General features: G+C 59.8%; 16 protein-coding genes. 5 read left to right on the top strand and 11 right to left on the bottom strand.

Annotation, left to right across the window (positions count from 1 at the left end):
* Positions 1-2: 2 nt before the first annotated feature.
* The gene (locus ACIOWL_RS17995; protein ID WP_400388264.1) at positions 3-1,367 is read right to left on the bottom strand and encodes an MFS transporter; all 1,365 of its coding nucleotides are present in this window, start codon (positions 1,365-1,367) and stop codon (positions 3-5) included.
* Between the two features lie 166 nt (positions 1,368-1,533).
* Between ACIOWL_RS17995 and ACIOWL_RS17990 the strand changes: the two genes are divergently transcribed.
* Positions 1,534-2,301, top strand: coding sequence for an IclR family transcriptional regulator (locus ACIOWL_RS17990; protein WP_400388261.1), 768 nt, complete (start codon positions 1,534-1,536; stop codon positions 2,299-2,301).
* Between the two features lie 99 nt (positions 2,302-2,400).
* Here the strand turns inward: ACIOWL_RS17990 and ACIOWL_RS17985 are convergent, their stop codons facing one another.
* The gene (locus tag ACIOWL_RS17985) at positions 2,401-3,372 is read right to left on the bottom strand and encodes a universal stress protein (protein ID WP_400388258.1); all 972 of its coding nucleotides are present in this window, start codon (positions 3,370-3,372) and stop codon (positions 2,401-2,403) included.
* Positions 3,373-3,541: 169 nt separating this feature from the next.
* Here ACIOWL_RS17985 and ACIOWL_RS17980 point away from each other — a divergent pair, with 169 nt between their 5' ends.
* Together ACIOWL_RS17980 and ACIOWL_RS17975 are read left to right on the top strand one after the other, a co-directional pair.
* The gene (locus ACIOWL_RS17980; protein WP_400388255.1) at positions 3,542-4,993 is read left to right on the top strand and encodes an NCS2 family permease; all 1,452 of its coding nucleotides are present in this window, start codon (positions 3,542-3,544) and stop codon (positions 4,991-4,993) included.
* 101 nt (positions 4,994-5,094) lie between these two features.
* Positions 5,095-5,631, top strand: coding sequence for a DUF2087 domain-containing protein (locus ACIOWL_RS17975; RefSeq protein WP_400388252.1), 537 nt, complete (start codon positions 5,095-5,097; stop codon positions 5,629-5,631).
* On the opposite strand, the gene ACIOWL_RS17970 is transcribed toward ACIOWL_RS17975, so the two are convergent.
* Both ACIOWL_RS17970 and ACIOWL_RS17965 read right to left on the bottom strand, forming a co-directional pair.
* Complete coding sequence (locus tag ACIOWL_RS17970; RefSeq protein WP_400388249.1) at positions 5,628-6,455, bottom strand: spermidine synthase; 828 nt, start codon at positions 6,453-6,455, stop codon at positions 5,628-5,630. The genes ACIOWL_RS17975 and ACIOWL_RS17970 overlap by 4 nt on opposite strands.
* Positions 6,448-6,963, bottom strand: coding sequence for a GNAT family N-acetyltransferase (locus tag ACIOWL_RS17965; RefSeq protein ID WP_400388246.1), 516 nt, complete (start codon positions 6,961-6,963; stop codon positions 6,448-6,450). The genes ACIOWL_RS17970 and ACIOWL_RS17965 overlap by 8 nt, the downstream gene beginning before the upstream one ends.
* A 135-nt stretch (positions 6,964-7,098) precedes the next feature.
* Between ACIOWL_RS17965 and ACIOWL_RS17960 the strand changes: the two genes are divergently transcribed.
* Positions 7,099-7,491 (top strand): hypothetical protein, encoded by a 393-nt coding sequence (locus ACIOWL_RS17960; RefSeq protein WP_400388244.1) that lies wholly within the window; start codon positions 7,099-7,101, stop codon positions 7,489-7,491.
* A gap of 8 nt (positions 7,492-7,499) precedes the next feature.
* On the opposite strand, the gene ACIOWL_RS17955 is transcribed toward ACIOWL_RS17960, so the two are convergent.
* Entirely contained in the window at positions 7,500-8,189 is a 690-nt protein-coding gene (locus ACIOWL_RS17955; protein WP_400388241.1) for an O-methyltransferase, read from the bottom strand.
* Positions 8,190-8,502: 313 nt separating this feature from the next.
* Positions 8,503-8,844 carry a hypothetical protein gene (locus ACIOWL_RS17950; protein WP_400388238.1) on the bottom strand — a complete coding sequence of 114 codons (342 nt, stop codon included), beginning with the start codon at positions 8,842-8,844 and terminating at the stop codon, positions 8,503-8,505.
* A gap of 553 nt (positions 8,845-9,397) precedes the next feature.
* Here ACIOWL_RS17950 and ACIOWL_RS17945 point away from each other — a divergent pair.
* The gene (locus ACIOWL_RS17945) at positions 9,398-9,703 is read left to right on the top strand and encodes a hypothetical protein (RefSeq protein WP_400388235.1); all 306 of its coding nucleotides are present in this window, start codon (positions 9,398-9,400) and stop codon (positions 9,701-9,703) included.
* Between the two features lie 427 nt (positions 9,704-10,130).
* On the opposite strand, the gene ACIOWL_RS17940 is transcribed toward ACIOWL_RS17945, so the two are convergent.
* The 5 genes from ACIOWL_RS17940 to ACIOWL_RS17920 form a co-directional block, all read right to left on the bottom strand.
* Positions 10,131-10,445: an MTH1187 family thiamine-binding protein gene (locus ACIOWL_RS17940; protein WP_400388232.1), complete on the bottom strand. Its 315-nt coding sequence runs from the start codon at positions 10,443-10,445 to the stop codon at positions 10,131-10,133.
* A gap of 200 nt (positions 10,446-10,645) precedes the next feature.
* A complete protein-coding gene (locus tag ACIOWL_RS17935) occupies positions 10,646-10,963 on the bottom strand; it encodes an AzlD domain-containing protein (protein WP_400388229.1) in 318 nt (105 codons plus the stop codon).
* Positions 10,960-11,649: an AzlC family ABC transporter permease gene (locus ACIOWL_RS17930; RefSeq protein WP_400388572.1), complete on the bottom strand. Its 690-nt coding sequence runs from the start codon at positions 11,647-11,649 to the stop codon at positions 10,960-10,962. The genes ACIOWL_RS17935 and ACIOWL_RS17930 overlap by 4 nt, the downstream gene beginning before the upstream one ends.
* Before the next feature lie 22 nt (positions 11,650-11,671).
* Positions 11,672-12,355: a hypothetical protein gene (locus tag ACIOWL_RS17925; protein ID WP_400388227.1), complete on the bottom strand. Its 684-nt coding sequence runs from the start codon at positions 12,353-12,355 to the stop codon at positions 11,672-11,674.
* 4 nt (positions 12,356-12,359) lie between these two features.
* Complete coding sequence (locus ACIOWL_RS17920) at positions 12,360-13,229, bottom strand: glycerophosphodiester phosphodiesterase (protein ID WP_400388224.1); 870 nt, start codon at positions 13,227-13,229, stop codon at positions 12,360-12,362.
* Positions 13,230-13,488 lie beyond the last annotated feature (259 nt).

Here is a 13,488-nt window from a genome sequence, read left to right as displayed (position 1 = left end):
GCTCAGGCATCTTCCTTCAAGCGCAGGTCGCGGTCGAGAGTTTCAGGGGATTTGATGGTGGCGATGACGGAAATCGCCATCATCAGCATCATGTAGATGGCAACCGGCCACCAGGAGCCCGAGGCCCAGGTCACCAGCGCGGAACAGATCAGCGGGGCGATGCCGCCGCCGAAAACGGAGGAGAATTCGCGGCCCAGGGCCACGCCGGCGTAGCGGTAGCGCGAGCCGAACAGCTCCGGGAAGTACGCGGCCTGGACACCCACCGTGCCCTGGGCGGCGAAGATGAAGCCGAGGATGATCACTACGGTCATCCAGAAGGTGCTGCCGGTATTGAGCAGCATGAAGGCCGGGAACGGGAAGATCAGCAGGAAACTGGTGATCGAGAGGTAGACCGGGCGGCGCCCGTACTTATCCGACAGGCTTCCGGCCACCACCGCGGAAATACATGCGAACAGTGCACCGACAAACAGCACCTTGGGGATGAACTTGGAATCAACGTCCAGGTAGGTGATCAAGTACGACCCGAGGAAGGTCTGGAAAATGTACGAGTGCGCATTGGCGCCGACATTCATGAAGAAAACCCGGAACAAACCCTTGCGGCCGTGGCGGAAAACTTCACCGACCGGAGTCTGCTGGCGTTCAGCGCTGCCGGCGTCTTCCTTCAGTTCGTCCATGATCGGGGACTCTTTGAGCCGGCGGCGAATGATGTACGCGGCGATGGTCACGAAGATCGAGGAGAAGAACACCAAACGCCAGCCGTAGCTCAGCAGTGCCTCTTCGGGCAGCATCTGCACCAGGATCCATACCACGGCGCCGATGGCCGTACCGGCGGCGGCCCCGACAAAGATCAGTGACGCGAAGCGGCCACGGCTGCCCTTGGCGGCGGTTTCGGCCAGCAGCACCACACCGCCGGCTTGTTCGGCGCCCGCGCCGAAGCCCTGCAGGAAGCGGCAGGCGACCAGCAGGATCGGCGCCCAGATCCCGGCCTGGGCATAGGTTGGCAGCAGGCCGATGGCGAAGGTCGCGATACCCATCAGGAACAGTGTGCAGACCAGCACCCACTTGCGTCCCAATCGATCCCCGAAGCGGGAGAAGAACAGGCCGCCGAGCGGACGAGCACCAAAACCCACGGCATAGGCGCCGAAGGAAGCGATGATGCCGATCGCCGGGGAGACGTTCGGGAAAAAGATCGTGTTGAAGATAATCGCGGAGGCGGTGCCGTAGATGACGAAGTCATACTGCTCCAGGGCGGTGCCAACCAGGCCCGCCCAGGCCGCGCGACGCACGTTAGCCTGGTCGACTGCTGGCTCTTGCGGTGCGTTCTGAGTCGCGGGGTCCCCCACGTGAACTTCCTTGTTCTGGCTCATAGATACCATTTTCATTTCAGCGTCATCCCGATTATCGGGACGGCATCCCAAATTTTTCTTCTCCGACTCTAGCGCATTTTGTGAGTCACGCAATAGCCGGTCCGTAAAAATTCGGACAACGGCTTAAGAATCGGTGTTGGACATGTTCTCGTGATTGACTATCAGCATGGAAAACGCCACCGGCTCCAAGACCTTAGAACGAGGCCTCGAGCTACTTGAACTCGTCGCCAGCGGTTACAACAGGCTCGACGACGTCGCTCGGCTCTCGGGTATCAGCCGCTCCTCGGCTCACCGCATGCTTTCCTCTTTGGTTGCCAAAAAGTACCTCACGCTTTCGGTTGAGCACCACTACAAATTAGGGGTCAAGCTCTTGGAACTCGGCTCCCAGGCCGAGGCCAGCCTTGATCTCCCAGCCGAGGTACAGGGCATGCTGCAAGACATTTCGCTCAAGACCCGCGAAACCTGCCACCTCGGCGTCCTCGACGGCACAGAAGTTCTCTATCTAGCCAAGTCAAGAGGCAGTCGCGGGGTGGAAATGGCCTCGCGGCCGGGCTCGCGTTTCCAGACGCAAACCACCGCCATGGGCAAAATGCTGCTGTCTTTCGAACCCCGCGAAACCGCACTGGCCCAGTTCGACCCCGAACGCACGGTCACCGAATTCTCGATCAAAACCGCGGCGGAATTCGAAGCCGAACTAGCCCAGATCCGCGAACGCGGCTACGCCCTGGACAAACAGGAAAATGAGCTCGGGCTGATCTGCGTGGCCATCGCCATTCGCGATCGCCAGGGCGCACCCGTGGCCTCGGTGTCCATCTCGGCCCCAAGCGTCTACATGACCGAGGAACGCATTAGCGAGCTGGTGGAACTTCTGAACACCTACGAACCCGAGTTCTCGCGCCGCCTGCCGCCGCATTTCAGGGATCTCTGGCTCTAAAACCGCACAAGCGCCAAAAGGCCGGCCCGCCGCCCTTCAGCAGAAGAGCAGCGGGCCGGCCCACCATGCCTTGCGGCCAAACTTCGGTTAGCTCACCAGCTAGTCATTGGCGCGGGTGTCGAAATTCTTCCGATCCGCCAGACGCGGATCATCCGAATCGGGAACCACCATCACCGGGCCCTTTGAATGGTGCAGCACACCCTGGGAGGTTGAACCCAGCAGCATGCCGGCGAACCCGCCGCGGCCACGCGAACCGGTCACGGTCAGCACCGCATGCTCGGATTCACGGATCAGCACCTCAACCGGAGGGCCGCTGACGACCTCGGTTTCAATCTTCAGGTTCGGATAGTGCGAGGTCAGCCAGGCCACACCCACACTCATCTGGTAACGCACGTCTTCCAGCACCGCTTCCTGGTCTACCGTAGCCGGCATCCAGGCCAGCGCCGCACCCACCGGGGCGACGGCGCAGATCAGGCGCAGGGTCAGGTCGCTGGCGATCGCCGCATCAGCGGCGGCGAGCACCGCCGCACGAGCCCGATCCGACCCGTCCACACCAACCACAATGGCCTTGCGAGTGGCCGCTGCCGTCGCGTCGCCTTCCTGCTCCTTGGCCACGGCCAGCGGAACCACCACGGTGGGGCACTTGGCGTGGGCCGGCAGCGCGGAGGAAACCGAGCCGAGCAGGCGGCCCACAAAACCGCCTCGACCGCGGGTGCCAACCACCACCAGTTCGGCATCCTTGCTCAGATCCAGCAGCACCCCGGAAGGATCCCCGGATTCAATGTAGGTGCGGATGGTCGCCTGGCTGTTTTCCAGATCCTTGCGGGCCTGGCGCACAATGTCCTCGGCGCCGCCGCGGATCAGATCATCATCGAGCGTTGAGTAGCCAGCGTCCATGGAGGACGCGGCGAAAACGGGGATCGTGTAGGCCGACACAATGTTCAGCACACTTCCACGGCGCACCGCTTCGCGTTCGGCCCAACGCAGCGCGCATTTGCTCTGCTGCGAACCGTCTACGCCGACGACGATGCCTTCGATTTTTTCAGCTGCGACTGGTGCTTCGTCACTCATCAGACCCGCTCCTCAACTACATACCGTTTCACTCGGGCGTGATGCCCCTTACACCCAATGTACTTCGTTGACGCCCGCTCGTGTGAGTTGGATCTAAAGATTTCACGCATAGCCTACTCAGAATAGTATTAGGTATTGGAAAGAGTGGATGAGCACCTAGAATTTTCCTATGTCCTCCTCCACAAAATCCGCGCCTGCCAGTAGTATGCGCGAACGCCTTGACCGCTATTTCAAGATTTCGGAGCGGCGCTCCACCTTCGCCACCGAACTGCGTGGCGGCATCGCCACCTTCTTTGCCATGAGCTATATCGTGGTGCTCAACCCGCTGGTACTCTCCGGGGCCGATTCCTCCGGTGGCGAGCTGGGAATCCAGCGGGTCGCCGCGGTGACCGCCTTGGTCTCCGGTGTGCTGACCATCATCATGGGCATCTGGGCCCGCCACCCGTTTGCCATGGCCACAGGCCTGGGTGTGAACGCATTTGTTGCCATTACCGTCACCACCAACCCGGAACTCACCTGGGCCGACGTGATGGGCCTGGTGGTGATTGCGGGTATAGTGATGTTCGCGCTGGTGCTCACCGGATTCAGGACCGCGGTGTTCAACGCGGTTCCCGCGGGCTTGAAAACCGCCATTGTGGTGGGTATCGGCATGTTCATCGCGCTGATCGGTTTGGTTAATGCCGGTTTTGTCCAGCGTATCCCGGACGCCGCGCACACCACCGTCCCGGTAGGCCTGGGCTTCGACGGGCAGCTCATGGGCTTCCCGATCCTGGTGTTCATCATCGGCCTGCTGCTGACCATGGCCCTGGTGGTGCGCAAGGTCAAGGGCGCCATCCTGATTGGCATCGTGGTTTCGGCCGTGGTGGCCAACATTTTTGAGGCAGTTTTCCACATCAGCGAGTCCCAGACCAACGGCTGGTCGCTGGTGGTCCCGTCGCTGCCGGACTGGCAGCTGCCGGACCTGTCGCTGATTGGCCAGGTGAGCCTGTTCGGCGCCTTCGCCAAGATCGGCCCGACCGCCGCTTCGCTGCTTGCATTTGTCATCCTGCTCTCGATCTTCTTCGACGCCATGGGCACCATGGTGGGCCTGGCTTCCGAGGCCGAGGTAATGGATGAAAACGGACAGATTCCGAACGTGGACAAGGTGCTGTTGGTTGACGCCGCGGGCGCCATCGTGGGCGGCGGCACCTCGAGCTCCTCGGCGCAGATTTTTGTTGAATCCGGCGCCGGCATCGGCGAAGGCGCACGCACCGGTTTGGCCTCCGTGGTCACCGGCCTGCTGATGGTTGTGGCGATGTTCCTCAGCCCGCTGATCTACTTGGTGCCATTCGAGGCAGTGGCCCCGGCCCTGGTGGTTGTCGGTTTCATGATGATCAGCCAGATCACCAAGATCGACTGGAACGACTGGGGAATTGCCCTGCCGTCCTTCCTGACCTTCACCCTGATGCCATTCACCTACTCCATTGCCAACGGCATCGGCGCGGGCTTCATCGCCTACGTCTTCATCCGTGCAACGCAGGGACGCGCCAAGGAAATCCACCCGCTGATGTGGGCAGTCGCCGCCGCGTTTGTGCTGTTCTTCGGTATTGGACTGATTGAAAGCTGGGCCGGGGTGAACTAACCCGATCACGCCTGATCCTGCGGCCCGCCCCGATGCATTCGGGGCGGGCCGCAGTTCATTTGGGGGTGCCCTTCGGCAAACGGCTTGGTTAACATGAAGTCATGGCAGATCACAATGAAGTGGCGGATTTCCCCACGGGAACCTGGATCCAGGTGGCGGCGGGGCTGAACAACCAAAGTATGCGGCAGATGCTGGGGCAGGTATTGCTCGGCCAAGACCCGCGCCCGGATGCAGCAGGTTCCCGCAGCGCCAAGGACCTTGCACGCTGGGAGCAGATCGGTTTGCTGCACCGTGCCGAACCAGGCGGGTGGGAACTGAACGAAACGTTGCTGCATGAGACCCTCAACGCGGCAAAGGCCAGCAAGGCGGACCGCAGCGGAATCCAAAGGTTTTTTACCGGCACCGCCTTGCACACGCTGCCAGCTAAACCCGGCGATCGCCTGGAGGTGTTGACCTATCTTCGTGATGCCGTCATCAGCAGCGAGGATGAGCTGCGCGAAGATCAGCTCAACGAACGCCTGCGAGTTTTCCACCCGGACACCGCGCTGATTCGCCGCTACCTGGTAGACCATGGCTTGGTGCTGCGCGCCGCCGACGGATCAAGCTACCGCCACGGCGCGCAGCATCCGGGGTCCTAGTCCTCGATAGGTGCGGACGAGCCGGCAAACCGGTTCACGGCTGCTCCGGAAACCAGTTGGGCCGGCAATGGCGCGGTGCGCAGGCTGCGCTCAAAGGCCGGCCCCAGCGCCAACGGTTCATCGCTGGCCAAAAACACGATGTTTCCATAACGCCGTCCCTTGAGCATCGGCGGGTCGGCGACCATGGCCACATGGCTGAACACCTGCAGCAACGTGGCGGCCTCCGCTCGCGCCAGGCCAAGATCAGCGGTGTCACCGCAGTTCATGATGTACACCCCACCGGTATCCAGCACCCGCTGCGCGTGGCGGGCATAACCCACGGTGGTCAGCTGACGCGGGGTTGTGCTCCCGGCGAAAACGTCGCGTATGATCACGTCCCGGCTGTCATCACTGAGCGTGGGCAGCACCTGCCCGGCATCTCCCACGCGCAAACGCACCAAGGGAGCGCGGGGCACCTGGAAGTTGGTGCGCACCAATTCGGCCAGTTTTCCGTCCAGCTCCACCACTACCTGGCGGGCGTTCTCATAACGCGAGGCCACCCAGCGGGCCATCGAGCACCCGCCGCCGCCCAGGTGCAGCACCCGCAGCTTCCGGGCGCGCCCGTCAAAATCTTCGGGCCGGTAGCCCTCCGTGAAGATCGGTTCCATCCAACGCATGTATTCAAAGTCCAGGTACCCCGGATCGTCCAGGTCGATGTGCGAGGAGGGCACCCCGTTGACTTTAAGGATGTAGCGGTTGGCACCGTAGGGGTCTGACTCAATTTCAGCTAGGCCGGTATCGATCTGGTAGCTTCCTACCAGCCCCGCGGCGACGTCTTTAGCCATTGCGGCGCACCATCCTCAGTTCTCGCAGTCCATCCCATGAACCGGTCAGTTCTTCGCTGGTTCCGTCGAGTTCAAAACCATGTTTGCGGTAGAAGGTTATGGCGCGCTGGTTGCCCTGCAGCACCCAGACCAATGCCGGGCGTTGGTTCAGCACCACCTGAAGCAGGTGGGCACCCAAACCGGTGCCGTAGTATTCGGCCAGGATGTAGAGCATCCCCAGTTCAATGTCGACCCCAGCGTCTTGATCTTCTTCCACCACCGGGGTTCCACCAGCCAGACCGATGATCCGCCCGGCAGGGTCCTGCGCAATAAAAAACTGGGCACCACTGGCTAAACCGCGTTCCCACCAGGCAACCTGAGCGTCGATTTGTCGCTCATGGAAAGTGAAAAAGTCAGCGCCGCGGAATTCGGCGTAACTTTCTTTCCAAGCAATCAGCTTCATTTCCAAAGCCGGCCGCACGTCCGCGGCAGTGGCTGCGCGGATTCGATAATCTTTCAGTTCTGGCACATTATCAACCCTACGGCAGGGTGGCGGTGGAGCCCCGGAACGCACCACCCTCCTACTTAAGTACGATTGCGAGCATCTCCTGTCTTTGAAATGATTGATAGGTAAATAGAGCTAATGGAAGGAAGGAGCCAGCCGGTGCGTCGAAATCAGTCGTTTGCACTACTGACTGGTGGCGTTATTGCCAGCCTGACTCTCATCATCAGTCTCTCACCCAGTTTTTGGGTCATCCTCTTAGGCAGCTTGGTTTTGGTGATCGGGTTCAGCACCTTGGCCAAGATCGAAAAATTCTGGGGACCAACCACCTCACGGTCCTACTACTACGTGGTGCCCATGATGATTGGCCCCGCAGTTGGCGGACTCTTACGCGGCACCACGTACGCGATCCTGGTCGGCACCGTCGTGGGGCTTCTGTGCGGCTTCGCGGCTTATCTTCTCATCATGAAGTTCCCGCCATTTGAAGAACCGGGAGCCGATGAGGAAGTCGACGAAAATTATTTTCTGAATTTACGCGACTCCTCACGCGGCTAGCCTCGCACTTAGAGCACTCGGGCGAGCGCGAAACCGTCCCATCCCTTGGAACCAACGGTCTGCAAGGCGGTAGCAGACACCCGGGGTTCGTCCCGAAGCCAGCGCAACGACTGCTGAACTCCGCGCAGATCCGCTTCTTGCAGGCCAAGTTCCGCCGGGTCGTCAAGCACATGGCCGGCCCTGACGACGTTATCCAGCACAAGAACGGTTCCGGAACGAGAAAGCTCCAAGGCACGCTCCAGATAGGCTACGTTATTCCGTTTGTCCGCATCGATGAAAATGAGGTCGAATGCGGGGCTACGGGTACTGATCAGTTTATCGAGTGATCCCTGCGCAGGGCCGAGCTTGATTTCCACACGGTCGGAGAGCCCGGCTCTTTGCAGGTTCTCCCTGGCGACCGAGGCATGCAGGGGTTCGAACTCGCAGGAAACTACGCTGCCCTGCGGGCCAACACCGAGGGCCAACCAGCTGGTCGAATACCCGCCAAGCGTCCCAATTTCCAAAACGCGAGTAGCCCCGGAAATCTCGGTCAGCAATTGCAAGAACTTGCCTTGCGCGGCGCTTACCTCGATGTGCGGCAATCCAGCGTTGTGGGCATGTTCCCGGCCGGTTTCCAGCTCTGGGATCTCCAGCCCAAGGGCTGAGTTCAGGTAGTCGTCTACCGCGGAACTCTCTTTGTCTGCCAAGTGGTGAATCATGGTTCCAGCTTCTCCTCACGTTGCCCGTTACCGGCCGTTGTCTCCTTTTCCCGCGGCTAGCTTGGCGTTGCGCACCGGCACTCACTGACCCTGTGGACACCCTTAGGTTTTCAGGATCAGCAGGTAGCCGGCGCAGTGTATTTCGCCGTGGACAGCCCCGGGCTCCTCGATTTCAGAGTACTCCTGAAGCCGTAATAAGGGCAGGGACTAACCCGGCGACCTCGACATTCTCGGCAGGCAGCTTCAGAATCCCGAGGTTGCGCCAGTGCAAGATCTTCTCAGGCTGTCGTACCTCCCCAACGCAACGCGATGTCTAAGCGACGCCTCCGGTCAGCGAGGTGGACGCCGAGCCCTCGAACATCCCCTTGATTGCGCGACCCAGCTTCTTGCCACGGCCCTTCCACCAGTTGTCGTCGTCCTTGTAGCGGTTCCATTCGATCCAGGACATGACGATCTGGGTTACGGAGACGAAGGATGAGAACAGGTTGCGGTCCAAGCTATGGGCTGCCGCGCAGAACGACGACAGGAGCACCAGTGGCCAAAACGCCGTCAAAATGACGGTGACGGCCTTGTAGTGCCGTACCGTGCCGCTGACCGTGCGGTTTGCGATGAACCCGGCACCTACGATGGTCAGGAAGACTGACGATGCCGTCACTCCTAAGACGGAGGCCAGCATATCCACGGGATGCCTCTTTTCGGTAGTCAGTGGCGAAGATGCTGTCAATTCTAATTGGCTTGAGGTGAATACCGCAGCTGGGGCAGTCGAACGGTTCGGCACCATACTCCCATGCGTCCAGCTGGCCAAAGCGTCGACGGTTAACTCGTGCTGTTGCTCGCGGAGAAGCGAACACCATCATCAACATCGCCGGCGACTGGCTGGACGCTGGAGCCCGGAAAGCTCTGCGCAATAACTCGGGACACATTGCCAATGTCATCGACGATGTCGCGAACATCCCCGACATCATGACGCACCAAGTGCGCACTGCCGTGTATAACGGTCTCAAAGGATCGCTGGGCCACGGTACCGCCCAAGTGATCGCGACCGCGGTAGAAGGAGCCTTGTGGATTCTACTTTGAGCGCTAAAGCCACCGACGAAAGAAGGACCCACCGATGAACGATCACAGAATCGAAAAACTCGAACGCGATCTGGAAGAACTGCGGGGGGGTGCTGACCTCTGTCATCTTAAGTGCCAAGTTCCGAGACGACGTGCCATTCGAAGCCGTTCTTGCCCAGAATGAGATCTCCGGTGAACGGCGCGCGGCACTGAACTTGGTCCTGGGAGCTGTGCTGAGTAGGGCGCGAGGGCAAGAGCCGCAGGTAGTCAGGGCCAAGCCGATGATCGAGCTGTTTCCTGTGTTGTCGTTAGCGCAGGCCAATGGTGGCATCGACCTTGCTGAGGCGATTCGCCTCGTCGCGGAGGTTGTCGGTAGCCAAGCCCTAGCTTTTGAAGTTTTGAAGGCTCATAAGGGCAGTGGCTTCGGAGAAGACGGATACGAGGCGCTGGGCTTGTAGCGACGACTGCCATTAAATGAATACCGATGCCTGTCTCGTTTATGAACGTGGCAGGCGTCAGCCTCATCAAGTATAGTCAACACCGATTTTGTTGCTACCGCCGTTGTTGGTTCAGATCGAGAACCCGACAGTTCCAAAGTCTCAATGTTTTGCACGTATCCGTATTTTCATAGTTCTGCTTCTTTCTATCGGTTGGTAAAGTTCCTGGCGTCGCCGGGTTTCACGGGGTCATTGGCAGGTCTTTGCCTTCGGCCTTCTTCGCGGCCTCCGCGAAGAATCTCTGGACTCTGCGCTTGGTGACTCCGAACAGCTCAGAGAGCTCTTTGGCCTACCGCCTGCGCATCGGGAACAATCCCGTCTCCGAGAACGACAGCCCAGGGCACTTCGACGGTGGCATGCCCTCCGACTGAGGGCATGCCAAAACAGGCTACTGCCCCGATTCCTCGATGGCGTGTTCCAAGCGCTCAAGCTTGCCATCGATTTCCCCTTCAAAACCAGGGCGGATATCTGCCTTGATCACGAGTGAAATTCGCGAACCAAACGGCGCGACCGCCTCGGTGGCACGTTTAACGACGTCGAAGACTTCGTCCCATTCACCTTCGATCTCGGTGAACATGCTCGAGGTCCGGTTGGGCAGTCCCGAGTCGCGAACGACCTTCACCGCCGCGGCGACGGCGTCATGTACCGACCCGTCGGGGTTGCTGCCGGTACCTGATGGAGCTACGGAAAATGCGACGATCATGGATATTCCTTCTTCAGATGTTTGGCGGGCACAAGCTCAGGTGCCTCCCGGAGTTGCACCATATTTTGAGCGCTCGGGCAGGCAACACCGAGCCATCGGGAGTGCAAAACCCTGATGCTGCCGGAACCCTTACGATCCTGAATTCAACTCTCTCACCGTGAACCTGTAATTCATAAAGCATTGCGGCGCCCTGGAGATTTTCAGGCGGCCAACCCGGTGAGCCGCAAAAGCACCGCGGCCAAGGCGCCGGCAATCACCACCACAAGGTACGGAGCTTTAAACAGCAACGCAATAATCGCAGCCGCCAAGGCCCCGATCCGCGCATCGATAACCAGTTCTTGACCAGTGGTGAAGGTGTTCACGGTGACCAGTGAGGCCAGGAGTGCAACGGTCAGGGTCGCGGCGACATGGGACATCGTCGGAGAATCCAGCACCTTGCGCGGCACAAAATAGCCGCAGAGTTTGATGGCGTAGGCGCTCAGGCAGGCGGCGAGGATCCACCAGCTTAATTCACTCATTCAGACTCCCGCTCTACGTTTTGCAGTTGTCCGTGCTCTGTCGCGGGTTTGGCCCGGCGTCCGGTGAGCAACGCGTACACCGCGGCACAGCAGGCCGTAATGAGGATCGGCATCCCCGGGTTGGTCCATGGCACGGCACAGGCGGTGACCACGGCGGCCGCCAACGCGATCAACACGGGCTCCAACGATTTCAGGCGTGGCCACAGCAGCCCGACGAATGCGGCGACGGCGGCTCCATCCAGTCCCCACGCAGCTGGATCCCCCATACGTTCGCCGAGCAATGCGCCAGCAACGGTGAATACGTTCCACAGGATATAGATCCCCACACCCGCGCTGAAGAAGCCGCGGCGTTTTTCTTGCGCATCAACCTGCCCAAGGCTCACTGCCGTCGATTCGTCGATGGTCAGTTGAGCCATCCACGGCACCTGCTTCACCCGCGGGCGCAGGGTCTGTTTGATCTGCATGCCGTACACGGCATTTCGAATACCCAGCAGGGAAGCCGCGGAGAAAGCCGCCGAACCAGCACCGCCGCCGGAGATCACCCCGATGAAGGCAAACTGCGAGCCACCGGTGAACATCAGCGCGCTCAGGGCGATGGTCTGCCACAGGTTCAGCCCCGCGGCTACCGACAGCGCGCCAAATGAGATTCCGTAAAGCCCCGTCGCGATCGCAATGGACAAACCCATCTTCGTCGCTGGGGTAAGCCACTTAGTCACGATGGTGTGCGTCGTAGCGGATTTTGTAAACGCCTCGTTTGACCTTTGCCTCGACAATGATCACGTCCACCAGCTGGTCCACGTGAGAAACGTGGGTACCACCACAGGGTTCGGCATTGATTCCCTCGATGTGTACGGTACGCAGGCCCTCAGCGTTCATGGTTGTGGTGATGTTGCCACCACCGGCCAGCAACTCGTTGACACGTTCCTGCAGCCACACTTTGGCCGCTTCGCGTTCGGTTTCACCATTCAACGGCATATCCACGCTAGCCGGATCGAAGTCCAGGCGCGACTGACCGGGGAAGTGCGAATGCCCCTTGTGCTGCCAGCCGCGATCCTCCCCGGCAAATCCCAGGACGTGCCCGGCGGTGTGCAACGCGGCATGCGCCAGGCGTAGTTCTTTGACGATGGCGCTTTGGACCTGAGCCCCGACCGGCAGCTGCGGGGCGCCATGAAGAATCACCAGCCCATCGGCGTCTCGAGAGACACTGACCGGATGCCCATCGACGGTTCCTGAATCCTCCGGTTGCCCACCGCCGCGGGGATGAAAAATGTTTGGGCTCAGGGCAATCCACGAACCGTCGTCATCGGCGCCGCTGGCGATCACCTGCGCTGGCGTTTCGAAGACATAGGTGTTCTGAAGATAGAGGTTTTCTTGCGTTAAGGCCGTACTCATATTTTTAGTTCTGTTCCAATTCCCTGCGAAGTTCTGCCGGTCGATTACTCGTCAACTGCCCTACTCCCAGATTAACCAAATATTGGGCGTCGGCAGGACGGTCAACCGTCCAAATTCTGGCGGCTAAACCGCGCTCGAGCCATTCACGCACTAACTTCTCGTTGGCGCGGGTCCAGGCGACTCCAGGGCCAACAATACCGGCGCCACCGGCATTGATGAATTCGATTCCCTCAGCCACCGAACGGTAAAGGACTTCGTACACCGCGGCCCGTCCGATTTGCCCCGTCGAGACAAGCTCGTCCACCCAAGCGGCATCAACTTCGGTAATCAGCTGGCATAACAACGCTTTGTCGACGGTACGCGAAAGGTAACGCAGCGACTCCGGCTCAAAGCTCATCAAAGTCACTGCAATCTGTCCTGTGCTTCCGGCAGTCCCGGTGGCTGGATCAAAATAATTGTCGGCCAGGACTTTAAGGACACCGTCTTCCAGGAGGTGTCCAAAGGGGCTTGGGTGCTTGATCTCAATGGCCAACCCAATGGGCTGAGCACGAGCTTCCAGAATCTCGAATAGCTCGGTCAGGCTCAAAAGCTGCTCGTTTTCTTGACCGTAGTCTTCAGGAATGAGGCTCGGCACCACCCCGGTGAAGTCCATGGCCTTCATTTCGGACAGGGTGAGATCCGAGACCAGCCCCGTTGTATCCGAGGTACGGTCTACGGTCGGGTCATGATGACAGACAACAATTCCGTCCTTGGTCAGATGGACATCGCATTCAATGCCATCGGCCCCCTCATCCATTGCCTGCAGGTAAGCGGCACGAGTGTTCTCAGAATATTTGTGGGAGCTGCCTCGGTGCGCGTAAAAAAGCGTATCCATAGTCTCTACGCTACGCGGTCAGATAGCTCCGCGGACAAACCTAGCAAGACATGTTGCTTCTTTTGAGAAAGAGCTTAAACAGAAAAGTGGGGTAGCACACGCTACCCCATCCCCACCCTGCGGGTTAAACAGAAGAAGGGCCCCAACACACACTGTGTGTTAGGACCCCTCCCCCATCTATCAAGTTAAGTCCGGCGGTGACCTACTCTCCCACACCCTCACGAGTGCAGTACCATCGGCGCAATGGGCCTTAGCTTCC

The sequence above is a fragment of the Glutamicibacter sp. NPDC087344 genome (assembly GCF_044744225.1).
Taxonomy (GTDB): domain Bacteria; phylum Actinomycetota; class Actinomycetes; order Actinomycetales; family Micrococcaceae; genus Glutamicibacter.
Note: the sequence above shows the minus strand (reverse complement) of the source record. Positions and strands in the feature narration are given on the sequence as shown.

Coding starts and splice junctions, on each gene's coding strand:
- ACIOWL_RS17995 (WP_400388264.1), bottom strand. CDS start 1,367: ATGAGCCAGAACAAGGAAGTTCACGTGGGGGACCCCGCGACTCAGAAC.
- ACIOWL_RS17990 (WP_400388261.1), top strand. CDS start 1,534: ATGGAAAACGCCACCGGCTCCAAGACCTTAGAACGAGGCCTCGAGCTA.
- ACIOWL_RS17985 (WP_400388258.1), bottom strand. CDS start 3,372: ATGAGTGACGAAGCACCAGTCGCAGCTGAAAAAATCGAAGGCATCGTC.
- ACIOWL_RS17980 (WP_400388255.1), top strand. CDS start 3,542: ATGTCCTCCTCCACAAAATCCGCGCCTGCCAGTAGTATGCGCGAACGC.
- ACIOWL_RS17975 (WP_400388252.1), top strand. CDS start 5,095: ATGGCAGATCACAATGAAGTGGCGGATTTCCCCACGGGAACCTGGATC.
- ACIOWL_RS17970 (WP_400388249.1), bottom strand. CDS start 6,455: ATGGCTAAAGACGTCGCCGCGGGGCTGGTAGGAAGCTACCAGATCGAT.
- ACIOWL_RS17955 (WP_400388241.1), bottom strand. CDS start 8,189: ATGATTCACCACTTGGCAGACAAAGAGAGTTCCGCGGTAGACGACTAC.
- ACIOWL_RS17940 (WP_400388232.1), bottom strand. CDS start 10,445: ATGATCGTCGCATTTTCCGTAGCTCCATCAGGTACCGGCAGCAACCCC.
- ACIOWL_RS17935 (WP_400388229.1), bottom strand. CDS start 10,963: ATGAGTGAATTAAGCTGGTGGATCCTCGCCGCCTGCCTGAGCGCCTAC.
- ACIOWL_RS17930 (WP_400388572.1), bottom strand. CDS start 11,649: ATGGGTTTGTCCATTGCGATCGCGACGGGGCTTTACGGAATCTCATTT.
- ACIOWL_RS17925 (WP_400388227.1), bottom strand. CDS start 12,355: ATGAGTACGGCCTTAACGCAAGAAAACCTCTATCTTCAGAACACCTAT.
- ACIOWL_RS17920 (WP_400388224.1), bottom strand. CDS start 13,229: ATGGATACGCTTTTTTACGCGCACCGAGGCAGCTCCCACAAATATTCT.